This is a genomic window from Nocardioides astragali (assembly GCF_024436375.1).
Classification (GTDB): Bacteria; Actinomycetota; Actinomycetes; order Propionibacteriales; family Nocardioidaceae; genus Nocardioides; species Nocardioides astragali.
Genome location: NZ_JAFMZM010000002.1, coordinates 24,882 through 51,275, shown reverse-complemented (window position 1 = coordinate 51,275; position 26,394 = coordinate 24,882). Strand labels below are relative to the sequence as shown.

Sequence of the window (26,394 nt, the reverse complement as noted above, 5' to 3'; positions counted from 1 at the left end):
GACGGTACGGTCTCGGCGTGGCGGAGGTGCTGATCATCGAGGACGACGACCGGATCCGGCCGTTGCTGGTTCGGGCGCTGCGCGAGCTCGGCCACACGGTCACCTCCGCGCCGACCGGCATGGCCGGTCTCCAGCTGGCAGTCGACTCCTCGCCCGACCTCGTGGTGCTCGACCTGGGGCTTCCCGACGTCGACGGCACCCAGGTCCTCTCGATGCTCCGCGCGGTCAGCAGCGTCCCGGTGATCATCGCCAGCGCCCGCGACGACGACCCGTCCCTCGTGGGCGCCCTCGACGCCGGCGCCGACGACTACGTCGTCAAGCCCTTCACCAGCGCCCAGCTCGACGCCCGGGTGCGGGCGGTGCTCCGCCGGGTCGAGACCGGCCGCGAGCGCCCCGCCACCCTCACCGTCGGCGGCCTCTCCGTCGACCTCGCGGGCCGCCGGGTCCACCTCGACGGTCGGGAGGTCGACCTCACGCCCCGCGAGTTCGACCTGCTCGCCCACCTGGTCGAGCGACCCGGCGAGGTCGTCACCAAGCGCGACCTCCTGGTCGAGGTGTGGCGCCAGCCGTGGGGCGGCTCCGACAAGACCGTCGACGTCCACCTGTCGTGGCTGCGGCGCAAGCTGGGCGAGACCGCGGCCGCGCCTCGCTACCTGACCACCGTCCGCGGCGTCGGCGTACGACTCGCGGCCCCGCCCGAGGCAGGCTGACGTGCGGCGCAGCCTCCTGGTCACCGCAGCCGCGGCGATCTCGATGGTGCTGCTCGCGATGCTGGTGCCGATGGCGATCCTGGTGCGCAGCTATGCGCTGGAGGACCGGCTGGCGCGCGCCGCGCTGGAGGTGCAGGCCGTCGAGACCGTCGTGTCGGGGCAGGACAAGGGCGCCGTCGCGGCGTACGTCGACCGGCTCAACGACGCCGACGAGCACGCGCAGGTCACCGTGCTCTACCCCGACGGCGAAGGGGTCGGACCGCAGCCCGGGGAGGATGCGAAGGTCCTCGACGCCCGCAACACCGGCCGGGCGCGCGTCGACGACGTCGCCGGCGGCTCGCAGATCCTCGTCCCGGTCTCGCGCGGCGGCAACTCCGCGCTTCCCGAGCAGACCCCGGTGATCCGGGTCGTCGTGGACGAGCCTGGCCTCAGGTCGGTGGTGGGCGTGGCCTGGGGCTTACTGGCGCTGCTCGCCCTGGCGTTGCTCGCAGGCTCGCTGGTCGTGGTCGACCGGCTCGGTCGTTCCTTCGTGGACCCGATCCGGCAGCTGGCGCAGCACACCCAGTCGCTCGGTCGGCCGGGCTCCGCGGCGCCGCTGCCGGCGGTCGAGGGACCGCCCGAGGTGCAGGAGCTCGCCGGTGCCGTCCGCCGCCTGGTCGGCCGCATCGAGCTGCTCCTCGCCCGCGAGCGCGAGTCCGTCGCCGACCTGTCCCACCGGCTCCGCACGCCCGTGACCGCGCTGCGACTGCGCGTCGAGGCCGTTGCCGACCCCGACCTGCGCGAGCGGCTCGGGTCCGACCTCGATGCGCTGCAGGCGACCGTGGACGAGATCGTCCGCGAGGCGCGTCGCTCCGAGCGCGAGGGACTCGACCCGCGCACCGACGCGGTCGCGGTCATCGCGGACGGCGTACGCCACTGGGAGCCGCTGGCCGAGGACCAGGGCCGGTCGTTCACGCTCGACCTGGCCACGTCAGGTCCCCTGCTGCGCACCAGCCGCGCCGACCTCGAGGCGATGGTCGACGTCCTGCTGGACAACGCCTTCAGCCACACCGCCGACACCGACGCCGTACGCATCACGCTGACCGCCACCGACGAGCAGGTCGAGCTGGTCGTCGAGGACGCCGGGCCGGGACTGCCCCCTGGCCTCGACGCGACCGGACGCGGCGCCAGCGGAGCGGGGTCGACCGGGCTCGGCCTCTCGATCGCGGCCCGGACCGCAGAGGAGTCCGGCGGCTACGTGACCACCGGGTCCTCGGACATGGGAGGAGCCCGGGTCGCCATCACGTTGCGGACGGCCTGACCCGGGCTCCTCCGAACCCGCAGGCGGGCTCAGCGCAGGCTGACCGACAGCGAGCAGGCGCTGCCGCCGACGGGCTTCACCGACAGCGTGAACGTGTCCTTGCCCCCGGTGTTGCGGCGCCGGGTCTCGACGTCGAGCTCGCCCTCGTCGTCGGCGCGCAGGACCCGCGAGGTGGCGACCGTGCCGTCGTGACGGACGGTCACCTTCCACTCGCTTCCGGCGCGGGCGCCTTCGAGGTCGCCGCTGACCTCGAAGCCCCCGCGCTCGCGGTCGACGTTCAGCTCGTAGACGGCACCTGCGCAGCTGCCGCGACGCTCGACGTCGGCGTTCGCAGGAGCGGCGGTCAGCACAGCTGTGCCGGCTGCTGCGGTGGCGACCAGGGCGGTGGTGGCGATCAGGTTCTTCTTCATGGATTCTCCTCAGGAATGGGGTGGGGCGGGTGCGGTTGGTCAGGAGCCGAGGCTGGCCGTGCAGGGCTCGCCGTCGGCGGGGGTGAAGGTGGCGGAGTACGTCGCGTCGCCGGGGTTGCCGTCGCTGAACGCGTCGACGTCGATCTCGCCGTCCTCGTCGGTGGTGCGCGTGCCGGTGAGCAGCGAGGAGTCCCCCCGCACGAGCGCGACCTCCCACTCCTCGCCGGGACCCGACGACTGGAGCTCGGCACTCACCTCGGTGCCGCCGTCCTCGGCCTCGGCGCCGAGCTCCCACGTGGCGGAGCCGCACGTGCCGCGCTCAGTCGTCTGGGCCTCGACCGACTGGTCGACCGCCCACCAGGCTCCGAGACCGATCACGACCGCGGCCGCGGCGGTGCCGCCGATGACTGCCTTCTTCTGCACGATTCCTCCTTCGTCCAACGACGTCGGGCGACGTCGTGACCAGAAGGCTCGTCCGCGTGCGGCTAAACCCGCACCAGCCGCTCGTTAACGGCGGGCAAAGGCTGGTCGAGACCGGAGTCAGCCGGCCGGGACGTCCCGCTCGATCTCCGTGAGCCAGGCCGTGCCCTTGGCGTCGCTGGGCATCCGCCAGTCACCGCGCGGGCTCATCGTGCCGCTCGCGCTCACCTTGGGGCCGTTGGGCAGGGCGGAGCGCTTGAACTGGTTGGCGAAGAACCGCTTGACGAAGACCTCCAGCCAGCGGCGTACGGTCGGCAGGTCGTAGGCGACACGGGCGCCCTCGGGATAACCGGGCGGCCACTCCCCCGACTCGGCGTCCTTCCACGCGTGCCACGCCAGGAAGGCGATCTTGCGGGGCCGGAAGCCGTGGCGCACGACGAGCGCGAGGGTGAAGTCCTGGAGGTTGTAGGGGCCGACGGAGTCCTCCGTGGCCTGCGGCTTCTTGCCCTCCTCGGTGGGGATCAGCTCCGGGGTGATCTCCTGCTCCAGGATCTCGGCCAGCACCTCGTTGGCCTTCTGCTCGAACTCGCCGTGGCTGATCACCCAGCGGATCAGGTGCTGCACGAGCGTCTTCGGGACGCCGGCGTTGACGGCGTAGTGCGACATCTGGTCGCCGACGCCGTAGGTGCACCAGCCGAGCGCGAGCTCGGAGAGGTCGCCGGTGCCGACGACGATGCCGCCGCGCTGGTTGGCGAGCCGGAAGAGGTAGTCGTAGCGCAGCCCGGCCTGGACGTTCTCGAAGGTGACGTCGTAGACCTTCTCGCCGAGGGAGTAGGGGTGCTCCATGTCCTTGAGCATCTGCTCGGCCGCCGGGCGGATGTCGAGCTCCTCGAAGGTGACACCGAGCGCCTGGGACAGCCGGATGGCGTACCCCTTGGTGGTGGAGCCGGTGGCGAAGCCGGGCATCGTGAAGGCGAGCACGTCGCTGCGCGGGCGGCCGAGCCGGTCCATCGCCTTGCACGCGACGATCAGGGCGTGGGTCGAGTCGAGTCCGCCGCTGACGCCGATGACGGCCTTCGGCGTGCCGATCGCGGCCAGGCGCTGCTCGAGGCCGGAGACCTGGATGTTGTAGGCCTCGTAGCAGTCGAGCTCGAGCCGCGCCGGGTCGTCGGGGACGAACGGGAAGCGGTCGACCTTGCGCAGCAGCCCGATGTCGCCGGTCGGCGGCTCGAGCTCCCACTCGACCGTGCGGAAGCGCTGCACGCGCTCGGAGTGGGTGCGCCGGTTGTCGTCGAAGGTCCCCTGCCGCAGGCGCTCCTGCCGCACGCGGTCGAGGTCGACGTCGACGACAGTGCGGCGCGGCCCGTCGGGGAAGCGCTCGCCCTCGCCGAGCAGGTCGCCGCACTCGTAGACCATCGTCTGGCCGTCCCAGCTCAGGTCGGTCGTCGACTCCCCCTGCCCGGCCGCGGCATAGACGTACGCCGCGGAGCAACGCGAGCTCGCGCTGCGGACCAGCAGCCGACGGTCCTCGGCGCGAGCGACGGTGATCGGCGACCCGCTGAGGTTGGCGAGCACGGTCGCCCCGGCCAGCGCAGCCTCGGCACTCGGCGGCACCGGCACCCACATGTCCTCGCAGACCTCGACGTGCAGGTCGAGTCCGGGGACGTCGAGGCAGCGGAAGACGAGGTCGGGCCCGAACCGCGCCTCCTGGCCGGCGACGCTGATCCACTCCAGCTCGCGGTCGTCACCGGGCGCGAACCAGCGGCGCTCGTAGAACTCGCGGTAGTTGGGCAGGTAGGCCTTGGGGGCCACGCCCAGCACCTGGCCGCGGTGCACCACGACAGCGCAGTTGTAGACCCGGTTGCCCTGGACGATCGGCGCCCCCACGACGAGGAGGGTCATCAGGTCGCCGCTGGCCGCCACGATCTCCGCCAGCGCCTCCTCGACCGAGGCGAGCAGGGCGTCCTGGAGGAACAGGTCGTCGACCGAGTAGCCGGTCAGGCACAGCTCGGGGAACACCGCGACGGCGACGCTGTCGTCGTGACAGGCCCGCGCCTGCTCGATGACGGCCGCCGCGTTGGCGGCGGGGTCGGCGAGGTGCACCGGCAGCGTGCACGCGGCGACCCGCGCGAAGCCCTGGGCGTAGGCGGAGTAGAAGTCCACGCCCTCACTCTAGGGAACCACCGCGCGTAGACGCGCGGACACAACCCTGCCGAGCGGGCCCCGGCCACGCCTGGGCCCGTCGCCGGACGGGCACCAATGTCCGCGCGTCTACGTCCGCGCCCCGGGAAACCCGGTGGACACTCGATCTACCGTGAGGGTGTGGACATCACGCGGTGCGTCACCGACGCGGACTACGAGCAGTGGCGGCAGGTGCGCATCGCGGTCGTGCCCTTCGAGCGGACCCAGTCCCTGGCCGAGCTCCGGGCCGGCGACTCCCCCGACCGTCTCCTGCTGCTGGCCCGCGAAGGCGGCACCGTCCTCGGCCACGGTCTGGCGCAACGAGCGGAGAGCGCCAACTCCGGCGGTGTCATCCCGCGCGTCCTGCCCGAGCACCGGCGCCGCGGCGTCGGCACGGCGCTGCTGCGCCAGCTGGCCGACCACGTCGCCTCCCTTGGGCTCCCCCTGCTGCGGGCGAGCGTCGACGACGAGCCCTCCGAGCTGTTCGCGCGGCGCTTCGGGTTCGCCGAGGTCAACCGCGAGATCGAGCAGACCTACACCATCAGCACGACGCCCGATGTCATCCCGCCTCCTCCGGGCATCGAGGTGGTCGCCGCCCACGAGCGCCCGGGACTGTGGGAGGCGTCGTACGAGCGGTTCGGACGCGAGGCGCTGACAGGCTTCGCAGTCGACACGCCCTTGGACGTCAGCCTCGAGCGGTGGACGCGTGACTGGCTGGGCGACCCCATGTTCCTGGCCCTCCACGACGGTGAGGTCGCCGGGTGCGCGGGTCTCGGCCTCGACACTGACGAGCCGACGCGTGCGGAGAACTCCCTCACTGCCGTCCGCGGCGACTGGCGGGGCCGGGGACTGGCGATCCACCTCAAGCAGCGGACCCTGGCGTGGGCGGCGGAGCACGGGATCACCGAGGTCTACACCTGGACGCAGGACGGCAACGCGGCGATGCGCACGCTCAACACCCGGTTGGGCTACGCCACCACCAGGACCGGCATCCAGCTCTCCCGCGAGCTGCCGCTCGACTGATCGGCGGCGTTCACAACGACGTCGGTGACGGCTAGCGTCCTCCGCATGGTGCGTCTTCTCGCTTCGTCACTCGCCCTCGCCATCACGTTGGCGCTCGCTCCCCTCGACACCCCGGTCGCGCCCGCCGCGAGCGCGCCGTCGCCGTCCGCGTCACACCGCCCCGCCGCCCCGGCACTGAAGGTCCGCACCGTCGTGCGCGGACTCCAGAACCCGTGGGACGTCCAGCAGGGCGCCGGAGGGCGGTTGCTCGTCTCGGAGCGCGACCGCGCCCGCATCAGCGTCGTACGCAACGGCAAGAGGCGCACGCTCGCCCGGCTCGGACGGCTCGTCTGGGTCTCCGGCGAGACCGGCCTGCTCTCGCTCGCCGTGGATGCCGGCTCGCGCACGCTGTGGGCCTGCCACGGCGCGAGGACGAGCAACGGCCCCGAGGTGCGGGTGACGCGGTGGCGGGTCGACCGCCGGTGGCGCACCCTCTCCCACCGGAAGGTGCTGCTCAGCGGGTTCCCGGCCACGTCCGGGCGCCACGGCGGCTGCCGGCTGCTGCTCGAGCGCGAGGGAGACGCACTTCTCGTCGGCACCGGTGACGCGGCGGTCGGCACCAACCCGCGCGACCTCGACTCCCTCGGCGGCAAGGTGCTACGGGTGCACCGCCGCACCGGCGGTCCGATGCCCGACAACCCGTTCGCCGGCTCGACCACCGCCCGGCGCTTCGTCTGGACCTACGGTCACCGCAACGTGCAGGGCCTCGCCCAGCGCGCCGACGGGTCCGTGTGGTCGGTGGAGCACGGCAGCGACCGCGACGACGAGGTCAACCTCCTCGTCCCCGGCGGCGACTACGGCTGGAACCCGGTGCCGGGGTACGACGAGTCGGTGCCGATGACCGACCACTCGCTCCCCGGCGTCCAGCAGGAGGCGGCATGGTCCTCCGGCGCGCCGACCATCGCGACGTCAGGTGCGGCGTGGGTGCGCGGCGAGCAGTGGGGCTCGCTGGACGGGACCCTCGCCGTCGCCGCCCTCAAGGGGTCCGAGGTGATGTTCCTCCGCTTCGACGACCAGGGCGGACTCCTCTCCGTGACCCGACCGAAGGTCCTCCAGCGCTTCGGGCGGCTCCGCTCGGTGACGTCCACGCGCAACGGGGACCTGCTGGTGACCACGGACAACGGCGCCGGCGACCGGGTCCTGCGGATCTCGCCGCGCTGACTCCTCCCCAGACCCGGCCGAGGGGGTTTGAGCAGGGCTCGGGCGCGGGAGAAGGAGGACATGACGCCTCGCCCACCCGATCCGGCGGCACCCGACCCGGCCCTGGCCGACCCGATGCTGCGCGTCCTGCGCGAGCAGCACCCCGAGGTCGACATCGTGGTGCTGCCGCAGCCGGCGCCCGCGCCGCAGTCGCCCGAGCTCACCCTCGCGCAGCGAGGCACGCTCGCAGCTGACCTCGACGGAGCGCTCGACGACCTCCTCGCCCGCCTCTCCACCGACCCCGCGACCGGACCCGTCGCCCGCGACGGCGCCTGGCGCACAGACGAGTGGCACCAGACCTGGTACGAGTGCGTCGCCGTGGTCGACGCTCTCGAGGCGGGCGGCAACATCGCGCTCCTGCGCTCGACGGGCCAGGCGCTCGTCGGGCTCGGGTGGCAGGCCAGACCGGTTCCGGGCGACCGTCCTCGGCTCGTGGCCCGCCATCGCGGCGGCCTGTGGGCCACCGCGACCGTGCGTCCCCAGTCCCTCGTCCTCACCCTCCGCACAGCCAAGGTGCGGGCCGCCGACGAGGAGGCGTCATGACCCTCCAGATGTGGACGGCGACCCTCGCCCGGGCGCGGACAGCCTGGGAGGAGCAGTCCGAGGGCCTCGACGGCCCCCGCAAGAACCTCGCCCAGGCTGATCCGACCCTCTTGGGCGACGCCGTCCAGGGGGCCGCCGACGCGTTCCTGACCACGTGGGAGCAGCGGGTGCTCGTCCTGCGTGACCTGGCCTCGGGCCACGCCGACGCCCTCGCCCAGTCGATGTACGACTTCCTCCTCACCGACCAGGACAGCGTCCGCGCCACCCAGGACCTGCTCCCGTGGGAGGACCGCGACACCGCGCCGGTCTCGGCGGTGGGCCCGTGACCACCATCGCCGTGCCCGCGTGGCTCCCCCGTGAGCCCGAGCTGAAGGTCCAGGAGAGTGCGGGCGCCGTCCTCACCGACGTACGCGCTGCCGCCACGGCCGTGAGCGACGTCGCCGAGTGGGCACGCGCCAACGGCGCCCCCGACGACTTCAGCGGCGACGCCGCCGACGCCGCGTCGCACGCGGTCACGCGGTTCGCCACCGACACCGACGCCGTCGGGGCCGCTCTCGAGCGGGGTGCGCTCGCCATCGACGCGTTCCTGACCCAGATGCGACAGCGTCGATCCGAGCACGCCGACCTCATGGAGCGGCGCCAGCGCCTCAACAGCGACCGTGAGGCGCTGCTGCAGCGGATCGAGACCGCCACCGAGGACCAGGTCCCGGCCCTCCAGGCCGAAGCAGCCCAGCTGCGCGCGGCCTTCGACACCTATCACCAGGACCTCCAGGCCTGGCGCGACCGCGTGGACGCCGACGAGCAACGGTGCGTACGCGCGCTCGCCGCCGTCGACCAGCTCGCCGAGGGCCTGGCGGCCGCGGCCGACTCGTCCCGCGCCGACTCCGACGCGCTCGCCGCCGAGCTGCGCCGGCTCGGCACCGACACCGACGCGGTCAACGCCTGGTGGAACGGCCTCTCGCAGGCCGAGCGCAATGCCCTGCTCATCAGCGACCCGAGCCTCGTCGGCAACACCAACGGGGTGCCGACCGGCGACCGGGACGAGGCCAACTCCGCCGCCGTGCAGCGCGACCTCGAGTACCTCCTCGCCCGGCAGGCCGCCGGTGACACGTTGAGCGCCTCGGAGCAGCGCTGGCTCGAGAACGCCCAATCCATCCAGAAGGCCGTCGACCAGGCGTCGTCCCCCGCGTGGGACGGCCTCGACGTCGACGCCTTCATCATGGCCTACCAGCCGCACGCGTTCGGCGGCGACGGCATCGCCGCCGTCGCCTACGGCGACCCCGACACCGCCGACCACACGGCCGTCTACGTGCCGGGCATCATGCAGGACGGCACCATGATCGACGAGAACGGCAGCCAGGCGCTCAACCTCTACGAGGAGACGGTCAACCAGATGGCCGCCGAGGTGCCGCCCCGCGAGGGCTCGGTGTCCACCATCGCCTGGATCGGCTACGACTCCCCCAACTTCAACCCCGAGTCGATGTGGCCGTGGGACCTCGGCGACTCCGCCGGCGACGTGTCGCACACGATCACCGAGGCCAACGCGGCGGCGGGCGGCCTCGCGCTCTCGCAGTTCGTCGACGGCCTCAACAGCACCCACAGCAGTGGCGACCAGCCCCACCTGACGGTGATCGGCCACAGCTACGGCTCGACCACCTCGTCGTACGCCGCGGCCGGTGGCATGGACGCCGACAGCCTCGTGCTCATCGGCAGCCCCGGCGCCAGCGAGGGCGTGGACCACGTCTCCGACCTCAACATGCCGACCGGCCAGGTGTTCGTCGGGGCCGCCGACCACGACCCCGTGTCGTGGCTCGGCGGCGAGGACGGGCTGTTCCCGGGGACGTGGGACGACAGCCTCGGTCTGGGTGCCGACCCTGCCCAGCACGACTTCGGCGCGGTCAACTTCGCCGTCGACAACGGTCAGGAGTTCCACGGGACCGGGCTGGTCACCACCGGGTTCATGGAGAACCACGTCAACTACTTCGACGACGCCAGCGCCACCCACGACAACGCCGCACTGGTCAACATGGCCAACATCGTCTCGGGCAACACCGACGCCGTCGAGGACACCGGAGGTCGCACCCAGGAGGCCCACGACTACCTCTACGACTGGGTCGGCGGCGAGGTGCAGCACCACGTGGTCGACCCGGTGGTCGAGACCTACGAGGGCGTCCGCGACGGGGTCGTCGAGACCTACGAGGGCGTCCGCGACGGCGTGGTGGAGACCTACGAGGGCGTCCGCGACGGCGTCAACGACACGGTCGACGGTGCCCGGGACGCGTGGGACGACCTCTGGCCGGACCAGTGGCCGTGAGGGCTACGGTGACTGCCATGCGCGCCACGCTGACCGTCCTCACGCTGGTCGCCCTCGTCGTCGGCGTCTCGTCCTGCAGCCTGGGCTCCGACGACGTGTCCGCGCGGGATCGGGAGAAGCAGGTGGTCGACGCGGTCTCCGAGGCCGTCCCCCTCGCCGAGCAGGCGCTCGGCGCCACCGAGGTCGAGATCGGCGGCGGGTGGAGCTCCTGCCCGGGCGGGGTCGGGCACACCTACTCCGGGGGCGGGACGCTGGTCGCGCCGGAAGGTGACGGCGCCGCACAGCTCGACGCCCTTCGCACGGCGCTGACCGACGCCGGCTTCGAGGACGGCACCCAGGTCGACGGGCACGTGAGCGTGCGCCGCGGTGAGGTCGACCTGGACTTCCAGCCCTCGGCCGCCCGCGGCCAGGGGGCGTGGAAGGTCAGCTTCAGCGGGCCCTGCAAGCGCTACGCCGGCGACGACGAGGACTACGTCCAGGAGCAGGGCCTGGCTCCCGCCACCACCCTGCTGCCGTGAACCCCGCACGCCGGGGTGACCATCGCCACACCGTCGTTCGCCCTCCTCCGGACTAGCCTGACGAGTGGTCCGTGGACTCCATCAGGGAGCTGCGAGATGACGAGGAGCTACCCATGTCTTCACAGCCCGAAGAGACCGCCCCCTACGGCTCCGGCCCGGCGGCCCCGGCGGCCCCGGTCAAGCGAGTGCGCACCCATCATCTGCGGGAGATGAAGGAGCGCGGCGAGAAGATCACCATGCTCACGGCGTACGACATGTACACCGCGGCCACCTTCGACGAGGCCGGCATCGACCTCCTCCTGGTGGGTGACTCGGCCTCCAACAACGTCTTCGGCAACGAGACCTCGCTGCCCGTCACTGTCGACGAGCTGCTCCCCCTCACGCGCGCGGTGGCGCGGTCGGTCAAGCGGGCCATGGTCGTCGGCGACCTCCCCTTCGGCAGCTATCAGGCCTCGCCCGAGCAGGGCTACCTCACGGCCGTCCGGTTCATGAAGGAGGCGGGTGCCCACTGCGTCAAGCTGGAAGGCGGCGCCGAGATGGCACCCGTCATCGAGAAGTGCACCCGCGGCGGCATCCCGGTGATGGCCCATATCGGCTTCACCCCCCAGTCCGAGCACGCCCTCGGCGGCTACCGCGTCCAGGGCCGCGGCGACGCGAGCGAGCGGATCGTCGCCGACGCGCACGCCGTCGAGGAGGCCGGTGCCTTCGCCGTCGTCATGGAGATGGTGCCCGGTGACGTCGCCGAGCAGATCAGCAAGGAGCTGACCATCCCGACGATCGGCATCGGCGCCGGCGCGGGCTGCGACGGCCAGGTGCTGGTGTGGCAGGACGCCTTCGGGCTGCGCACCGGCAGGATGGCCCGCTTCGTCAAGCAGTACGCCGACGTGCACGGTGTGCTGCTCGAGGCGGCCAAGGCGTACGCGGACGACGTGCGCGGCGGCACCTTCCCCGGACCCGACCACACTTTCTGACCCCTGCCTGACCCGCCGGCCTGACCCGCTGGCCTGACCCGCCGACCGGGTCACGCCCAGTCGAGGAACCTCGCGCCACCCACGACGCTCGCGACCCACACGAGCGCCACGAGCAGCGGGAGCAGGGCGACCACCTTGGGCCGGGTGCCGAACCAGCCGATGGCGAGCAGCAGCGCCGCCACCCACACGAGCGCGAGCAGCGTGATCGCCCACCACGGCGCGCCCACCGCCACCGGAGTCGCGCCGATCAGGAAGGCCACGCACGCCAGGCCCACCAGGCCGACGAACGGCCAGGGCGACAGGGGCTCTCGGACGCGACGCTGGTGCACGCCGACACGCTAGTCGGTGACAACGCGACCGGCGCGCGGCAGGATCAGGCTTCCGACGAAGCGAGGAGTGAGCTGTGAGCGAGACCCCGGTCAAGAAGACGGCAGCGAAGAAGACCGCAGCCAAGAAGGCCCCCGCCAAGAAGACCGCAGCCAAGAAGTCAGCTGCGAAGAAGACAACGGCGAAGAAGTCGACGACCAAGAAGACCCCAGCCAAGAAGACCCCAGCCAAGAAGACCGCTGCGAAGAAGACGGCTCCTGCCAAGAAGGCCGCGCCGGCACCGCAGGCCGCCGTCCCGAAGCCGACCAAGGCTGCCAAGCGCTCGCCTGCCGAGCGAGCCGTCGAGGCCGGCAGCCATGCGATCGAGGCCGGCACGCATGCGATCTCCGAGGTCACCAAGACCTTGGACAAGGGCACCAAGCGGGCGCTGAAGAGCGTGCGCGCTGCTGCCGACCTCGCTCAGTCGGCCTCACCCCTCAAGGGCAAGAAGAAGAAGTGATCAGTGGTCCGGCGTGCCTGGGGTGATCCCGTCCCCGGGGTCGGGAGCGTCGTCGTCGTTCCAGGCGGGGTCGTTGTCCCAGGCCTCGTTGCGCTCCCGGACCTTCTCCAGGGCTCGGGAGGCCTCCTCCGACGATGGGTAGGGGCCGAGGCGGTCGGCGTTCTTGCAACCGTCGTGGCCCTCGACGGTGTGGTGAGTCAGGCAGAACCAGTATTCGTTCTCGCTCATGGCCCGAAACTACACTCGCCCACGTGTCTGCCGTAGCCCCTGCCGTCATCTCGCCGCGTCGCGTCGTGCCCGCGCACATCGCCCGTCCCGAGTACGTCGACCAGCCCGCCCCGGAGCGCTTCGCGGGCGAGGAGGTCAAGGACGCCGAGACCATCGAGAGGATGCGGATCGCCGGCCGCCTGGCCGCCCAGGCCCGCGAGCTCGTCGGCGCGCACGTCGTGCCGGGAGTGACCACCGACGAGCTCGACCGGATCGGGCACGAGTTCCTGTGCGACCACGGGGCCTACCCCTCGACACTGGGCTACCGCGGCTTCCCGAAGTCGCTGTGCTCCAGCGTCAACGAGGTGATCTGCCACGGCATCCCCGACTCCCGCGTCGTGGAGGACGGCGACATCGTCAACATCGACATCACCGCCTTCATCGGCGGCGTCCACGGCGACACCAACGCCACCTTCCTCGCCGGCGACGTCGACGAGGAGTCGCGCCTGCTCGTCGAGCGGACGAAGGAGTCCCTCGACCGGGCGATCAAGGCGGTCAAGCCGGGCCGGCGGGTCAACATCATCGGCCGGGTGATCGAGGCCTACGCGCGGCGCTTCGGCTACGGCGTCGTACGCGACTTCACCGGCCACGGCATCGGCACCGCGTTCCACTCCGGGCTGATCATCCCCCACTACGACGACGAGCGCTTCGACGACGAGATCCGCGTCGGGATGACGTTCACCATCGAGCCGATGCTCAACCTCGGCACCCCCGACTACGACATGTGGGACGACGGCTGGACCGTCGTGACCAAGGACCGCCGTCGCTCCGCGCAGTTCGAGCACACCCTGCTGGTCACCGAGGACGGCGCCGAGGTCCTCACCCACCCCTGATCCCCGCTAGGATCGTGGGTGAGTGGGTCGGCCGGGCGGCCGCGGTCCGACACGAAGGTGGCGGGTCGAGGAAGGTCCGGGCTCCACAGGGCAGGGTGGTGGCCAACAGCCACCCGGGGAAACCCGCGGGACAGTGCCACAGAGAACAGACCGCCGCTCCTCACGGAGCGGTAAGGGTGAAACGGTGGTGCAAGAGACCACCAGTGCGCCAGGCGACTGGCGCAGCTAGGCAAACCCCACCCGGAGCAAGATCAGACAGGATGCGTTCGAGGGCGGCCCGCCCGAGCATCCGGGTAGATCGCACCAGGCGGCCGGCAACGGTCGTCGCAGATGGATGGCCGCCCCCGCGCCTGAGCATGTCTCAGGTGAGGGACAGAACCCGGCCTACAGGCCGGCCCACTCCTCAGACACCCGGCAGGTGCAGCACATGGCCACCGTGCCGGGCCTTGGCGGCCAGGTAGTCGACGTTGCCCGGGCCGACGTGCAGTCCCGTGTGCACGTGCTGCTCGACCCGGATGCCGGCGTCCTCGAGCTGGGCGGCCTTGTCGGGGTTGTTGGACAGCAGGCGCAGCCGGTCGACGCCGAGGGCGCGCAGCATCTGCACGGCGACCGTGTAGTCGCGCTGGTCCTCCGCGAACCCGAGGGCGCGGTTGGCCTCGTAGGTGTCGAGTCCCTGCTCCTGCAGGGCGTAGGCGTCGATCTTGTTGTAGAGGCCGATGTCACGGCCCTCCTGGCGAAGGTAGAGCAGGTAGCCACCCTCTGCGGCGATGCGGGTGACCGCCTCCTGCAGCTGCGGTCCGCAGTCGCAGCGGGCGCTGCCCAGCACGTCACCGGTCAGGCACTCGCTGTGCAGCCGCACCAGCGGGGTCCGCGCGCGCCGGCGGGCGTCCTCCAGCGACCAGTCACCCAGGCTCACCGCGACGTGCTCGCGCCCGTCCACCAGGCCCTCGAAGGTGAACATCCGGGCCGGCACGGAGGACCCGTCGGGCGTACGCATGGGCAGCCCCACGTGACGGCGGATGGTGGCCGCGACCGGCTGGTCAGGGAGGCGTTCGACGCTCATGCGGGGTCCCCGCGGAAGTGTGGGCTGGAGGAGCGCAGCGGGGGAAGCCCGCAGTTTCGTGGGGTGTTCATGCGGTCTCCTCGAATCGGGTCGAGAGGGCGTAGCGCAGCAGCACCACGTCACCGATCTGTCGTGTCTCCGCCAGGCGGGCCCGGTGCCCGGGGTTCCACGGGAACGCGCCGTCCCCCACGAACCTGCGGGCCTGCGAGGTGCCGACGAAGAAGGGGGCGACGACGAGGTGGAGCTCGTCGGCCGCCGCGGAGGTGAGGAACTGCGTGTGCACCCGGCCTCCCCCCTCGACCATCAGCCGCCGCACGCCGCGGTCGTAGAGGTCCTCGGTCAGCCGGCCGACCTCCACCTGCTGGCCGCCGTCCACGACGGTCGCGACCCGCGCCAGCCGGCTGCGCGCCGCGGCGACCGAGGCGCTCGTGCAGTAGACGATCTTCTCGCTGTCACCGGTGGCGAAGAAGTTGCTGGCCGCGTCGAGGTGCGCGTGCCGCGTCATGGTCACCTTCGCCGGCGACTCCGGCAGCCCGCGCGCCCGCCGGCGCTCACGCAGCGCGGGGTCTCGGACGAGCAGCCGGGGGTTGTCGTCGCGGACCGTCCCGGCGCCGACGAGGATGGCGTCGCACTCGGCGCGCACCCGGTCGACGCGGTCGAGGTCCGCGTCGTTGGACAGGACCAGCCGCTCCTCGGTCGCGCCGCCGAGGTAGCCATCGAGCGAGATGCTGCAGCTCAGGATCGTGTAGGGGCGCTCAGGCACGGGCCCGTCCTCCTGCCTCGACGTGGATCACCCGGGCCCGCTCCGGCCCGCGAGCGCGGAGGAGCACGACGACGCCCGGGAGGTTGGCGACCAGCACGATCGCGCCGTAGGCCACGGCGGTCGCCACACCGGTGCCCGCACCGAGGCCGGCGGCCGCGAACACCCACGCGGCGATGCCCTCGCGCGGTCCCCACCCGGCCAGGTTCAGCGGCACTGCGGCGACGACCAGCACCACCACGGCGAGCGGCACCAGCGTCGTGACCGGTGCGGAGACGCCCACTGCCCGCGCAGCCACGACGTACGTCGTCAGGTGCCCGGCCACCGCGACGACCGAGGCCACGACGATCCCGGGCCAGGACCGGCGTACGAGGAGCGCGAGCGTGATGTCGTCGCGCACGACGCGTGCCACGCGGCTCCACCAGGTCGGACGCTCCGGGGTGTGTCGCACCAGGAGCACGACGCCGATCACCGCCATCACGACTACGGCGAGCGCCCACGGGAGCGCCGCCCGGACCGGGGACGGGAGCAGAAGCAGGACGACGAGAGCGAGGAGCGCCTGCACCACCTGCCCGGCGAACCGCTCCCAGCCGACCGCCCGCAGGGCCCGTCCGGTCTCCCCGGTCGAGCGTCCGTGCACCAGCCCGCGGTGCACGTCACCGAGCACGCCGCCGGGCAGGACCGTGTTGAGGAGCTGGGCGCGGTAGCACGCCGCAACGGCCGTGGGCAGCTCGATGGCGACCCCCAGCTCGCGTGCGACGAGCTGCCAGCGCCAGGCGCAGGCAGCGGTCGTGACCAGGGTGACGCCCAGCCCGAGCGCGACCACCCCCGCGTCGAGGGCACGCAGTCCTGCCACCACGGACTCGCTCCCCACCTGCCAGACCACGAGGGCGAGCACCAGCGCGCCGACCAGCCAGCGCCACCTCGCCACGGAACTCGCCGCGGAGCTCGCCACGGAAGAGGCGCTCATGCCGCCACGTCCCGTACGACGGATCCCACGAGCTCGGCGGTGACCGACCATCCGGCCAGCTGCGATCGTCGTTCGAGTGCCGCGGCGCGCAGGCGCGAGCGCAGCGAGGTGTCCGAGAGCCACGACCTCAGCGCCGCCGCCAGCTCGGCGCGGTCGCCCGGACGCACCACGATGCCCGGCACGGCACCGTTCGCCGTCTCGCCGATGGCCTCGCGCACCCCGCCGACGTCGTGGGCGACGACCGGCAGCCCGTGGGCCAGTGCCTCCGTGACGACCATGCCGTAGGTCTCTGCGCGGCTGGGCACCACCAGCAGGTCGGCGGCGGAGTACGCCGACTGCAGCGCGTCCCCTGCCAGCGGCCCGGGGAACCGGCAGCGGTCGTCGATCGCGAGTCCCGCGGCGGTGACCTGCACGGCTGCCGCGAAGTCCGGCTCGACCGACGTCGAGCCGACGGCGCTCCAGGTCCAGGAGAGGTCGCGCAGGTGCGCGAGGGCCGCCACGAGGTGGTCGTGCCCCTTCACGGTGCTGACCGTCCCGACCGTCAGCAGGGACGTGCCGCCCGGCGAGCCCGCGGCCACGGCTGCACGCTCGACGCCCGGGTGGGCGACGTGCACGCGCCCGGGCTCGACGTCGTACTCCCCCACCAGCCAGTCCCGGCACCAGGCGCTGGGCGTCAGGACGGAGGCGGCGGCGGCCACCACGCGGCGCTCGTCCGGTCGGGCGGCCTCGTCGTCGACGCCGGCCGGCAGGTGCATGAGCAGCACGATCCGCAGCCGTCCACCCTCGGGCACCATCACCGAGGGCAGCCGTGAGGCGAGCAGCCCGTCGACGAGCACGGTCGCGCCGTCCGGGAGCCGGCGCAGAGCCCGCGCGAGGCCACATGACCCCAGGTCGGCGGACCACGGCCAGCCGCCCTCGACCTCGATCACGTCGACCGGCCGGCCCTGTCGCGCCAGTGCGGAGCACAGCTCGCGGTCGTAGGTGTTGCCGCCGCTCGCCCGTGCCGGGTCGTCGGATCCTCCCGGCACGACCACGTGCAGCATCCCGGGCGTCACAGCGATCGCTCGTAGCTCGCCCACGCGACGTGGGACTCGTGCAGCGTGACCACGAGCCCGCTGAGTCCCGGCGCGGGCCCGAGCGCACCGGCCGCCACCTGCTCGGCCAGTCGGTCGGCCACGTGGCGCGCCAGCACCTCGGTCGTCGTGTTGGTCCCGGCGAAGATCGGCTCCTCGTCGAGGTTGCGGTAGGACAGCTCGGAGACGACGGCCCTCAGCGCGTCGGTCGCCTGGGCGATGTCGACGAGGATCCCGTCCTCGTCGAGGACGTCCCCGCGGAACGTCGCGTCCACGACGAACGTGGCGCCGTGCAGCCGCTGGGCGGGTCCGAACACCTCGCCCCGGAAGCTGTGGGCGACCATCATGTGGTCGCGGACCGTCACGCCGAACACGGGACCTCCTCCTCCTCGTCGAGCGGGCCGTAGGTCACGCCGTGGCACAAGGCGGGCAGCTCGCGCGAGACCAGCCGGGGCATCACCTCGGGCAGCGACTCGAAGGCCGACTCCCCCGTCAGCAGGCTGTCGAACGCCACGTCCCGCAGCAGCCGCAGCGCGAGCGCGAGGCGTTGCGAGGTCGTCCGGCTGTCGCGGCGCGCCGGGGACACGCGGCCCACCTGGCTCCCCCTCAGGGTCAGCCGTCCCACGTGGAAGCTGCCGCCGAGCGAGAGCGTCGTGGGCTGGTCGCCGTACCAGCTGAGCTCGAGCACCGTGCCCTCCGGCGCGAGCAGCTCCAGAGAGCGTTGGAGGCCGGCTGAGGTGGCGCTGGTGTGCACCACCAGGTCGCACCCGCCCTCCGCGTCCTGGGGCAGCGCGAAGTCCACGCCGAGCGCGGCCGCAACGGACGCGCGTGACGGGTCGATGTCGACCAGGGTCACCGTCGTGCCGGGAACTCGCGCGGCCAGCCGGGCCACGGAGCACCCGAGCACCCCCGCCCCGACGACCGCCACGCGGTCGCCCACCAGAGGCGGCGCGTCCCACAGCGCGTTGACCGCCGTCTCCACGATGCCGGCCAGCACCGCTCGTGCCACGGGCACCCCGTCCGGCACGGGGACGACTGCCGAGGACGGAACGACGTACGCCGTCTGGTGCGGGTGCAGGCAGAACACGTTGCGGCCGCGCAACGTGTCGGGGCCGTGCTCCACGAGACCGACGTTGAGGTAGCCGTACTTCACCGGTCCCGGGAACTCGCCGTCCTGGAAGGGCGCCCGCATCGCGCTGCGCTGGTCGACCGGCACGTGACCGCCGAAGACCAGGCTCTCGGTCCCCCGGCTGATGGCCGAGCGCAAAGTCCGCACGACGACGTCCTCGGGCCCCGGCGGCGGCAGCGAGACGTCTCGGATCTCGCCGACCCCCGGTTCCCTGAGCCAGAAGGCCCGGGCCTCTCCTCGCACTCGTCCACCTCTGCTCGTTCGGTGTGAACCAGGAGGGACCGTGCTCCGTTCCCTCTCCTGATGCTCCCTGTACGCCGGGATGAACGGAGTGGGTGTGCCGTCGGTTCAACGCCGGGCCTGGTCGGTCGTGCTGACCCTACTGTCGCTCACCCTCGTGGCGGTCGCGCTCACGTCGCCCAACCGGCTCGAGGAGATGACACCGACCGCCCTCCTGCGGCTGCCGCTCGAGCTGCTCGTCCTGCTCGCGGTGGTGCTCGTCCTGCCGGAGCGCTTCGTACGCCTCCGCCGGCTGCTGGTCGTCACCGCCGGCACGCTGCTGGGCGTCGTCACGATGTCCAAGCTGCTCGACGTGGGCTTCTTCCAGGCGCTGAACCGGCCGTTCGACCCGATGATCGACTGGCGCTACGCCGGCTCCCTCGTGGAGACGGTGCGGGGTGCCGCTGAGGGACCGCTCGGGGTCCTGCTCCTGGCAGGCGCAGCCGCAGCCCTCCTCGCCGCTCTCGTGCTGGTGCCGCGCGCCGTCGTACGTGTCTCTGGCGCCGCCCTGCGCCACCGGACCGCGACTGTGCGCCTGGTCTCCGTGCTCCTGCCCCTCTGGCTGGCTCTGAGCCTGCTCGGGGTGCGTCCCGGCACCCTCCCCGTGGCGTCGCGGGACACGGCGTCGTACGTCTACGGGCAGGTCGCGCGCGTGCCGTCGCAGCTGCGCGACCAGCGCGAGTTCGTCGCCGCGGCGGAATCCGACCCGATGCGCGACCAGCCCGCCGACCAGCTGCTCACCGCCCTGCGGGGCAAGGACGTCGTGTTCGTGTTCGTCGAGAGCTATGGACGCGTCGCGCTCGACGACCCGGGCCTCTCGCCCGCTGTCGACGTCGCCCTCGAGGACGGCGCGCGCGAGCTAACGCGTACGGGCTTCAGCGCCCGAAGCGGCTGGCTGACCTCGTCGACCTTCGGAGCGCTGAGCTGGCTCGCGCACGCCACGCTGCACGCGGGCCTGTGGGTCGACACCCAGCAGCGCTACGACCACCTCGTCACGACGCCTCGCGAGACCCTCTCGAGCCTGTTCGGGCGGGCCGGTTGGCGCACCGTCGCGGCCGTCCCTGCCAACACCCGCGCCTGGCCGCAGGGGGAGTTCTACAACTATGACCACGTCTACGACTCGCGCAACATCGGCTACCGGGGGCCACGCTTCGGCTACCCGACCATGCCCGACCAGTTCACCCTCGACGCGTTCCGGCGGCTCGAGCTCGAGCCACGCGACCGCGTGCCGGTCATGGCCGAGATCGACCTGATCAGCAGCCACGCCCCGTGGTCACGCACCCCACGCCTCGTCGCACAAGAGAGCGTGGGCGACGGATCGGTCTTCGACGGGATGCCCGAGACCCTGCCCTCCGAGGCCGACATCTGGCCCGACCCGTCCCGGGTGCGCGCGGCGTACGCCGGGTCGATCGCCTACTCGCTGCAGTCCGTCTTCTGGTTCCTGTCGAGCACCAGCGACGAGGACCTCGTGGTCGTCATGCTGGGCGACCACCAGCCGGCGACCATCGTGTCCGGAGAGGACTCGGGACACGACGTGCCGGTGACGGTGATCGCGGCCGACCCGGCCGTCATGGACCTGATCAGCGGGTGGGGGTGGGACGACGGCCTCCGACCCTCGGACGAGGCGCCGGTCTGGCGGATGGACGCGTTCCGCGACGAGTTCCTCGCGGCATTCGGCCCGGAGGGCAAGACTGTGAGCACCCGAGCGAGCACGCGGTGAACCGTTCGGAGTCGCCGGGCGTCTCCCCGGGCAGGAGGAGTGAGGTGCCGAAGGACGAGGTCGCGCAGATGCGACGGGTGCACGACGAGCACGCCGACGTGCTCTGGCGCTTCTGCCTGCGCCTGGTCGGCAACGACCGCTCCCACGCCGAGGACGTCACCCAGGAGACGCTGCTGCGCGCCTGGCGCCACCGCACCATCCTCGAGAGCTCACCGGCAGCCGTGCGCTCCTGGTTGTTCACCGTGGCCCGCAACATCGTGATCGACGACTGGCGCAGCCGCCGTGCCCGACCGGAGTCCCCGGTCGAGGAGGTCCCCGAGCCACGACGCTCGGCGGAGGACGACGCGAGCGACCAGCTGCTGCTCTCCTGGATGGTGGCCGAGGCGCTCACGCACCTGTCCGAGGACCACAGGATCGTGCTGCTCGAGTGCTACTACCGCGGGCGGTCGGTCGCCGACGTGGCGCGCCGCCTCGGCATCCCCCCGGGCACCGTGAAGTCCCGCACCCACTACGCCCTGCGCGCGCTCCGGCTCGCCCTGGAGGAGATGGGGGTGACCGGATGAGCTGCGACTTCGCCCACGACGACGCGGCCTACGTGCTCGGCGCCCTCAGCCCCGCCGAACGCCTCGAGTTCGAGCGGCACCTCGAGACGTGCGACGCGTGCACGCGGTCGGTCCGCTCACTGGCCGGCATGCCCGGGCTCCTGGACCGGATCGACGCGAGCGTGCTCGAGAACCCGCCGGACGACCCGCCCCTGCCCTCCACCCTCCTGCCCGCGCTCAACCGTGCCGTCGAGGACCGCCGTCGGCGGCGCACGGCCGTGTTCGCCGGCCTCGCTGCCGCGGCCGCGGTCGCAGCCCTCGCCGTGCCGGTGGTCCTGACCAGGGGCGACGACGCTCCGCCCGTCAGCGGACCGGGCACGAGCAGCTCGGCCGTGGTGGAGACCCGGGCGATGAGGCCCGTCGGCGAGGTGCCGATCCAGGCCACCCTGGGCCTGGAGGCGGTCACCTGGGGCACCCGGTTGCTGATCACCTGCACCTACGACCGCGAGTGGGTCGACGTCGAGCTGCCCGGCAAGGTCGACTACCTGCTGTTCGTCACCACGGAGGACGGGCGTACGGAGCAGGTGGGCAGCTGGCGCTCCGTCGACGGCACCACCATGGAGGTGCCCGCCGCCACCTCCGTCGGTCGCGACGACATCGCTGACGTGGAGGTCCGGACGACCGACGGCCGCGTCGTCCTACGACTCGACGCGTGAGCGGAGCGGGTTGTCCGCGACGAGCAGGATCGCCCCTGCCACCGCCGCGACGACCTCGGAGACGGCCGCGACCCACACCGCCCAGCCGGTCCAGCTCGCCGTGACTCCGAACAGGCCGACCGTCGTGGCCAGCACGAAGGCGAGCAGCGTGGAGAGGCCGAAGCCCACCGCGAGGAAGGGCGGCACCCAGTGCCGCCACACCAGGAGCAGCACGGCGATCACCGCGCCGCCGACGGCGTTGAGCATGAACGAGGGTCCGAGGAAGTCGTCGTCGCGGGCGAAGTCCAGCCAGAGGTAGAGGTGCACCGCTGCGGACACGAGCACCGAGACTGCTGCAACCACACGCATGTCTGTCACCTGCTTCGATCGAGGGCCTTGCCAGGGAGAACGGGGCGTCCGGCGGTTCGGTTCATCCGGGTCGGGCGCCGTCGCCAGAGCCACACGACGTCCCAGCCGAACGACTCGGCGAGCAGCAGTCCGGCCGCAACCAGCGCGGCGTACGTCACGGGGTCCGGCGCGGAGCCGGAGGCCGCCACGACGAGGACCGTCCCGACGAAGGCCGCGACGACCTTGCGCCAGTAGCGCGGGGGCAGCGGCTGCTGCATCCACGGCAGCACCCACGTGGCTACCGCGTAGGCGTAGCGCACGACCCCCATGGCCAGCACCCAGCTGCCGGCCGAGCTGGCGACGTGGACGCTGAGCACGAGGATCAGGAAGGCATCGGCCTCCCCGTCCAGCCGGGCGCCGTACGCCGATGCGGTGCCCGTGCGCCGAGCCACCCGGCCGTCGACGAAGTCGAGGGCGAGCGCCACCACTGCCAGCGGCACCAGGGTGCCGCCGACCTCGGTGTCGGTGACCAGCGACTCGGCCGCGAGGGCCGCGACGCCGCAGGCGAGCACGGCCCGCGTCAGGGTGACCAGGTCGGCAGGGCCCAGCGTCATCACCCGGTCGACCCCGGCCCTGCACGCGGCGGACCCGGCGAGCACGCACGCGCAGGCCAGTCCGACGATCCAGCCCACCCGGCCGACGCCGGGGGCCATGCCGAGGACGGCGAGCAGGACGACCACGCTCACCAGACCGGTCACCAGACCGAGACGGACACCGACCACAAGGACCTCCTCGCCGGGGAGTACGCACCGCCCAGGCGTGGGGTTCACCGGCGGCGGGCGGCGCTCACGCCAGGCGGAACGCCACCGCCCGCGACGCCGGGTCGGCCTGCACCAGCTCCACCGTGACCTCCTCGCCGAGCGGCAGGTCCTGCTCGCCCGTCACCGACGCCTCGATGGCGGGCTCGCGGATGGTGATGTCGCCCCTCTTCTTGTCCTTGTCGTCGAGCTCGACCACGACGGCGGCGAAGGTGTCACCGACCCGCTCGGCGAGCAGCTCCGCCTCGCAGAGGTCGACGACGGCGTTCTCGTACTGGTTGGCGCGCCGACCGGAGTCGGTCATGGTGTCGGGCAGCTGCGACATCGCGGCGATCACCCAGTCGGGCACGTCGGTGCCGGCGCACAGCGCCACGCAGATCTCGCCGGCGTAGCGGTCGGCCAGGCGGCGCAGCGGCGCAGTGACGTGGGCGTACTCGGAGGCGAGCGCCGAGTGCTGCGCCAGCTCGGGGAGCTCGCCGTTGAACGTGACGTAGCCGGCGCCGCGCAGCAGCCGGGTGCACGCGACGACCATCGCCGCGTGCGTCGGCCTGGAGGGGTCGAGCGTCCGGATGAAGTCGGGGTAGAGCTGCTCGGCCGGCCACTCGATCCCCAGCGCCCGTGCGGTGCGGTGCAGCCGCTTGACGTCGCGTGGATCTGCCGGCGGCAGGGTGCGCAGGACGCCGACGCGGGCGTAGACCATCAGCGAGGCCGCGGCCATGCCGGTCAGCAGCGAGATCTGCGCGTTCCAGGTCTCGACCGCCGTCAGCCGGCGGAACTCCAGCCGCCAGTGGCCCGCCTCGTCCTCCACGAGCTCCTGCTCGGGCAGCGGAAGCGACACCCCGCCCCGCGCGGCCTCACGTGCCAGCCGCAGCTCGCCGACCTCCTTGAGCAGTCCGATCAGCTCGCTGGCACGGTCGGCGTCGAGGTCGGCCTGGACACCCTCGTAGGACAGCTTGGCGCGCGACTTCACCAGCGCCCGCTCGACGTCGACGTCCGTGCCCTCGCCCGTCCCGTCGACCTTGATGGTCCACAGCAGGGCGGGCCGGACCTCGTCGGGGAGCAGCGACGCCGCGCCCTCGCTGAGCACGGGCGGGTGCAGCGGGACCTTGGAGTCGGCGCCGTAGAGCGTCTCTCCGCGCCGGTGGGCCTCGACGTCGACGGCGTCCCCGGCCGTCACGAACGCCGCCACGTCGGCGATCGCGTAGTGGACGACGTAGCCACCTGGGTTCTGGGGGTCGCGCTCGATGTGCATCGCCTGGTCGAGGTCGCGGGCCGACTCCGGGTCGATCGTGACGAGCTCGATGTCCGTGCGGTCCAGGTCGGGGAGCCGTGGGTTTGCGGCCGCCTCGGCCGCAGCCTGCTCGACCGCATCGGGGAAGGCCGGCGAGACCTTCAGCTCGGCCTGGATCGCCGCGATGCCGTCCCGCATCTGCTGCGCAGACACGCTGTCCCCGCTCGGTCGGACCTTCACCACACGATTGCTGGGCATGTCCCGACCCTAACCGGGAGCCGTCGAATCCCGGACCCGCGACGACAAGGGTCGGACGCGCACCTACCCTGTGCGCGTGCTGATCCTGCTGCCGCCCAGCGAGGGCAAGACCGCTCCCCGACGGGGCAAGCCCCTCGACCTCTCCTCGCTTGCCTCACCCTCGCTGACCGCGACCCGTACGACGTTGCTGGAGGCACTCACCTCCCTGTGCCGTGACGACGCCGACAAGGCGGCTGCAGTGCTCGGCCTCGGCCCAGCACAGCGCGACCTCGTGCAGCGCAACGCGTCCCTCGACTCCGCGCCGACCGCCCGTGCGGACGCGATCTACACCGGCGTCCTCTACGACGCACTGGACCTGGCGACCCTCTCCCCCGCGGCCAGGCGCCGCGCCACCACTCGCGTCGCAGTGACCAGCGCCCTGTTCGGACTGCTCCGGCCCGGCGACCGGATCCCCGCCTACCGGCTCTCCGGTGACGCCGTCCTCCCGGGCGTCGGCTCGGTCGCCGGCGCGTGGCGGGAGGTGCTGGGCGAGGCGATCACCGACGCGATGCGCCAGGGGCTGCTCGTGGACCTCCGGTCCAGCACGTACGCCGCCTTCTGGAGGCCCACACCGGACACGGCCCGCCGGGTCACGACCGTGCGCGTCCTCCACGAGTCGGGCGGCAGGCGCACCGTCGTGAGCCACTTCAACAAGGCCACCAAGGGCCGCATCGTCCGAGCCCTGCTGGAGGACGGCGCGGACCCGCGCACCCCGAAGGCGCTCGCCCAGACCCTCGTCCGCCTCGGCTGGACCGTCGAGGTCGGCGCGCCGACGCCGAAGGGCACCCAGCTCGACGTCGTCGTGAGCGAGGTCTAGCGCAGCGGGATCACGTCGGTCGCCTCGAGCGGATCCATCCCGCACAGCGCCAGCAGGTCGGCGATGATCGAGCGCACCTGCGCGAGGATCACCTCGGCGGACAGGTCGTCGCTGTGCTCCACGGCTGCAGTGGCCCGGCCCAGCGCGATCAGGTCGTCGACGACGACGGTGGCCATCCGGTCAGCCACCAGCTCCCGGGCGACCCGCTCCGACAGCACGGCGAGGTCCCGCATCAAGGACGCGTACGACGCCGGCACCGGCTCGCGGCGGTAGCACGCCACCGCCACCCTGCGGACGACGACGCGGGTGTTGCGCAGCGCCACGTCGAGGGGCTCGACGAGGTCGGCGAGCCGGCGCTGGTCCTCGCCGTGCCGTCGGCGGAACGGCGAGGAGCTCACGACCGAGAGGCCCTCCTCCGATGCGGCCCGCAGCTCGGCGATGAGCACGTCGGTGGACCGGGCGTCGCGCAGGGCGGCGAGCGCGAGGTCGATGTCACCGTCTCCGAGTCGGTCCGCGGCCGAGCGCAGCAGCTCGGCGATCTTGCGCACGACGACGGCGGCCTGGTCGCGCGGCTTTCGCAGCGGTGCCCGGGGCACCACGGTCGCGGCCACGAGCGCCACGGCACCGCCGATCAGGGCGTCGGTCCAGCGCAGGAAGGCGTCCCCCGGAGCCGGGGCCAGCGCGGCGACCACGATCCCCTGGACGGCCGCCTGGATGATCAGCAGCTGTCCCGCGTCGAGCAGCAGGGCGATGGACATGCCGGCAGCGACGATCAACGCGATCTGGAAGCCGCCCGACCCGATGAGGTGGGTGGTGACGTCGCCGAGCAGCACACCCAGCGCGACGCCCACGGTGACCTCGGCGACGCGGCGCTGCCGCTGGCCGTAGGACATGCCGAGCGACACGACAGCCGCGATCGGCGCGAAGAAGGGCAGGTGGTGCTCGAAGACGTCGGCGGCCAGCCACCAGGCGACGCCTGCCGCGATCGCGCACTGGCCGATGACCCAGCCCTTCGCGCGGAGTCGACCGACCCGGGCGCGCAGCGACGTACGACCGCGCGCCGCCATCAGCTCCGCGTCGGGCAGTCGCATGTGGTG

General features: G+C 72.6%; 30 protein-coding genes and 1 other RNA gene. 16 read left to right on the top strand and 15 right to left on the bottom strand.

Translation table 11 applies throughout. The features are described from left to right. Positions 1–17: 17 nt before the first annotated feature. Together J3P44_RS05360 and J3P44_RS05355 are read left to right on the top strand one after the other, a co-directional pair. On the top strand, positions 18–710 hold the full coding sequence (locus J3P44_RS05360) for a response regulator transcription factor (protein WP_255889219.1): 693 nt from the start codon (positions 18–20) through the stop codon (positions 708–710). A gap of 1 nt (position 711) precedes the next feature. Beyond that, the gene (locus J3P44_RS05355; RefSeq protein WP_255889218.1) at positions 712–2,010 is read left to right on the top strand and encodes a sensor histidine kinase; all 1,299 of its coding nucleotides are present in this window, start codon (positions 712–714) and stop codon (positions 2,008–2,010) included. Between the two features lie 29 nt (positions 2,011–2,039). Here J3P44_RS05355 and J3P44_RS05350 read toward each other — a convergent pair whose 3' ends face one another. The 3 genes from J3P44_RS05350 to J3P44_RS05340 form a co-directional block, all read right to left on the bottom strand. Next, a complete protein-coding gene (locus tag J3P44_RS05350) occupies positions 2,040–2,420 on the bottom strand; it encodes a hypothetical protein (protein WP_255889217.1) in 381 nt (126 codons plus the stop codon). A gap of 39 nt (positions 2,421–2,459) precedes the next feature. After that, complete coding sequence (locus J3P44_RS05345; RefSeq protein WP_255889216.1) at positions 2,460–2,843, bottom strand: hypothetical protein; 384 nt, start codon at positions 2,841–2,843, stop codon at positions 2,460–2,462. Positions 2,844–2,960: 117 nt separating this feature from the next. Next, entirely contained in the window at positions 2,961–5,003 is a 2,043-nt protein-coding gene (locus J3P44_RS05340) for an NAD(+) synthase (RefSeq protein WP_255889215.1), read from the bottom strand. Between the two features lie 159 nt (positions 5,004–5,162). On the opposite strand from J3P44_RS05340, the gene J3P44_RS05335 reads away from it, so the two are divergent. The 7 genes from J3P44_RS05335 (at position 5,163) to panB (ending at position 11,629) form a co-directional block, all read left to right on the top strand. Then, on the top strand, positions 5,163–6,044 hold the full coding sequence (locus J3P44_RS05335) for a GNAT family N-acetyltransferase (protein ID WP_255889214.1): 882 nt from the start codon (positions 5,163–5,165) through the stop codon (positions 6,042–6,044). Between the two features lie 45 nt (positions 6,045–6,089). Further along, positions 6,090–7,244 (top strand): PQQ-dependent sugar dehydrogenase, encoded by a 1,155-nt coding sequence (locus tag J3P44_RS05330; RefSeq protein ID WP_255889213.1) that lies wholly within the window; start codon positions 6,090–6,092, stop codon positions 7,242–7,244. A 60-nt stretch (positions 7,245–7,304) separates the two neighbouring features. Beyond that, the gene (locus J3P44_RS05325; RefSeq protein WP_255889212.1) at positions 7,305–7,826 is read left to right on the top strand and encodes a hypothetical protein; all 522 of its coding nucleotides are present in this window, start codon (positions 7,305–7,307) and stop codon (positions 7,824–7,826) included. After that, positions 7,823–8,152, top strand: coding sequence for a hypothetical protein (locus J3P44_RS05320; RefSeq protein WP_255889211.1), 330 nt, complete (start codon positions 7,823–7,825; stop codon positions 8,150–8,152). The genes J3P44_RS05325 and J3P44_RS05320 overlap by 4 nt, the downstream gene beginning before the upstream one ends. Next, positions 8,149–10,140, top strand: a complete 1,992-nt coding sequence (locus J3P44_RS25410) for an alpha/beta hydrolase (protein WP_255889210.1) — start codon at positions 8,149–8,151, stop codon at positions 10,138–10,140. The genes J3P44_RS05320 and J3P44_RS25410 overlap by 4 nt, the downstream gene beginning before the upstream one ends. Positions 10,141–10,157: 17 nt before the next feature. Then, on the top strand, positions 10,158–10,658 hold the full coding sequence (locus tag J3P44_RS05310; protein ID WP_255889209.1) for a hypothetical protein: 501 nt from the start codon (positions 10,158–10,160) through the stop codon (positions 10,656–10,658). A 113-nt stretch (positions 10,659–10,771) separates the two neighbouring features. Next, the gene (gene panB / locus J3P44_RS05305; protein WP_255889208.1) at positions 10,772–11,629 is read left to right on the top strand and encodes a 3-methyl-2-oxobutanoate hydroxymethyltransferase; all 858 of its coding nucleotides are present in this window, start codon (positions 10,772–10,774) and stop codon (positions 11,627–11,629) included. A gap of 50 nt (positions 11,630–11,679) precedes the next feature. Here the strand turns inward: panB and J3P44_RS05300 are convergent, their stop codons facing one another. Further along, positions 11,680–11,958, bottom strand: a complete 279-nt coding sequence (locus J3P44_RS05300) for a hypothetical protein (protein ID WP_255889207.1) — start codon at positions 11,956–11,958, stop codon at positions 11,680–11,682. A 74-nt stretch (positions 11,959–12,032) separates the two neighbouring features. On the opposite strand from J3P44_RS05300, the gene J3P44_RS05295 reads away from it, so the two are divergent. Further along, positions 12,033–12,455: a histone H1-like repetitive region-containing protein gene (locus J3P44_RS05295; RefSeq protein WP_255889206.1), complete on the top strand. Its 423-nt coding sequence runs from the start codon at positions 12,033–12,035 to the stop codon at positions 12,453–12,455. On the opposite strand, the gene J3P44_RS05290 is transcribed toward J3P44_RS05295, so the two are convergent. Continuing rightward, positions 12,456–12,683, bottom strand: a complete 228-nt coding sequence (locus J3P44_RS05290) for a hypothetical protein (RefSeq protein WP_255889205.1) — start codon at positions 12,681–12,683, stop codon at positions 12,456–12,458. It abuts the gene before it with no gap. A 23-nt stretch (positions 12,684–12,706) separates the two neighbouring features. Here J3P44_RS05290 and map point away from each other — a divergent pair, with 23 nt between their 5' ends. Both map and rnpB read left to right on the top strand, forming a co-directional pair. Beyond that, positions 12,707–13,555, top strand: coding sequence for a type I methionyl aminopeptidase (gene map / locus J3P44_RS05285; RefSeq protein ID WP_255889204.1), 849 nt, complete (start codon positions 12,707–12,709; stop codon positions 13,553–13,555). Between the two features lie 23 nt (positions 13,556–13,578). Continuing rightward, positions 13,579–13,958, top strand: an RNA gene (gene rnpB / locus J3P44_RS05280) — RNase P RNA component class A. On the opposite strand, the gene J3P44_RS05275 is transcribed toward rnpB, so the two are convergent. The 6 genes from J3P44_RS05275 to J3P44_RS05250 all read right to left on the bottom strand — a co-directional run bounded on the left by J3P44_RS05275 (position 13,959) and on the right by J3P44_RS05250 (position 18,793). After that, the gene (locus J3P44_RS05275; protein WP_255889203.1) at positions 13,959–14,618 is read right to left on the bottom strand and encodes a GTP cyclohydrolase II; all 660 of its coding nucleotides are present in this window, start codon (positions 14,616–14,618) and stop codon (positions 13,959–13,961) included. It lies immediately after the preceding RNA gene. Between the two features lie 67 nt (positions 14,619–14,685). Beyond that, complete coding sequence (locus J3P44_RS05270; protein ID WP_255889202.1) at positions 14,686–15,381, bottom strand: RibD family protein; 696 nt, start codon at positions 15,379–15,381, stop codon at positions 14,686–14,688. Continuing rightward, positions 15,374–16,348: a lysylphosphatidylglycerol synthase transmembrane domain-containing protein gene (locus tag J3P44_RS05265; protein ID WP_255889201.1), complete on the bottom strand. Its 975-nt coding sequence runs from the start codon at positions 16,346–16,348 to the stop codon at positions 15,374–15,376. The genes J3P44_RS05270 and J3P44_RS05265 overlap by 8 nt, the downstream gene beginning before the upstream one ends. Beyond that, on the bottom strand, positions 16,345–17,427 hold the full coding sequence (locus J3P44_RS05260; RefSeq protein ID WP_255889200.1) for a glycosyltransferase family 4 protein: 1,083 nt from the start codon (positions 17,425–17,427) through the stop codon (positions 16,345–16,347). The genes J3P44_RS05265 and J3P44_RS05260 overlap by 4 nt, the downstream gene beginning before the upstream one ends. After that, the gene (locus J3P44_RS05255) at positions 17,400–17,795 is read right to left on the bottom strand and encodes a 6-pyruvoyl trahydropterin synthase family protein (RefSeq protein WP_255889199.1); all 396 of its coding nucleotides are present in this window, start codon (positions 17,793–17,795) and stop codon (positions 17,400–17,402) included. The genes J3P44_RS05260 and J3P44_RS05255 overlap by 28 nt, the downstream gene beginning before the upstream one ends. Next, positions 17,783–18,793, bottom strand: a complete 1,011-nt coding sequence (locus J3P44_RS05250) for a zinc-dependent alcohol dehydrogenase (protein ID WP_255889198.1) — start codon at positions 18,791–18,793, stop codon at positions 17,783–17,785. Before J3P44_RS05250 ends, J3P44_RS05255 begins: the two co-directional genes overlap by 13 nt. 127 nt (positions 18,794–18,920) lie before the next feature. Here J3P44_RS05250 and J3P44_RS05245 point away from each other — a divergent pair, with 127 nt between their 5' ends. The 3 genes from J3P44_RS05245 to J3P44_RS05235 are packed head-to-tail and all read left to right on the top strand — an operon-like array spanning position 18,921 to position 21,807. Beyond that, positions 18,921–20,549, top strand: coding sequence for a sulfatase-like hydrolase/transferase (locus J3P44_RS05245; protein WP_255889197.1), 1,629 nt, complete (start codon positions 18,921–18,923; stop codon positions 20,547–20,549). A gap of 44 nt (positions 20,550–20,593) precedes the next feature. Beyond that, positions 20,594–21,112, top strand: coding sequence for a sigma-70 family RNA polymerase sigma factor (locus J3P44_RS05240; RefSeq protein WP_255889196.1), 519 nt, complete (start codon positions 20,594–20,596; stop codon positions 21,110–21,112). Further along, positions 21,109–21,807 (top strand): anti-sigma factor family protein, encoded by a 699-nt coding sequence (locus J3P44_RS05235; protein ID WP_255889195.1) that lies wholly within the window; start codon positions 21,109–21,111, stop codon positions 21,805–21,807. The genes J3P44_RS05240 and J3P44_RS05235 overlap by 4 nt, the downstream gene beginning before the upstream one ends. Here the strand turns inward: J3P44_RS05235 and J3P44_RS05230 are convergent. The 3 genes from J3P44_RS05230 to J3P44_RS05220 form a co-directional block, all read right to left on the bottom strand. Then, positions 21,790–22,155 (bottom strand): hypothetical protein, encoded by a 366-nt coding sequence (locus J3P44_RS05230; RefSeq protein WP_255889194.1) that lies wholly within the window; start codon positions 22,153–22,155, stop codon positions 21,790–21,792. The genes J3P44_RS05235 and J3P44_RS05230 overlap by 18 nt on opposite strands. 5 nt (positions 22,156–22,160) lie before the next feature. Then, positions 22,161–22,916 (bottom strand): CDP-alcohol phosphatidyltransferase family protein, encoded by a 756-nt coding sequence (locus J3P44_RS05225; protein ID WP_255889193.1) that lies wholly within the window; start codon positions 22,914–22,916, stop codon positions 22,161–22,163. 64 nt (positions 22,917–22,980) lie between these two features. Then, positions 22,981–24,441, bottom strand: coding sequence for an RNB domain-containing ribonuclease (locus J3P44_RS05220; protein ID WP_255889192.1), 1,461 nt, complete (start codon positions 24,439–24,441; stop codon positions 22,981–22,983). A gap of 76 nt (positions 24,442–24,517) precedes the next feature. Between J3P44_RS05220 and yaaA the strand changes: the two genes are divergently transcribed. Further along, complete coding sequence (gene yaaA / locus J3P44_RS05215) at positions 24,518–25,297, top strand: peroxide stress protein YaaA (protein ID WP_255889191.1); 780 nt, start codon at positions 24,518–24,520, stop codon at positions 25,295–25,297. Here the strand turns inward: yaaA and J3P44_RS05210 are convergent. Next, a complete protein-coding gene (locus tag J3P44_RS05210; protein WP_255889190.1) occupies positions 25,294–26,388 on the bottom strand; it encodes an FUSC family protein in 1,095 nt (364 codons plus the stop codon). The genes yaaA and J3P44_RS05210 overlap by 4 nt on opposite strands. Between the last annotated feature and the right edge of the window lie 6 nt (positions 26,389–26,394).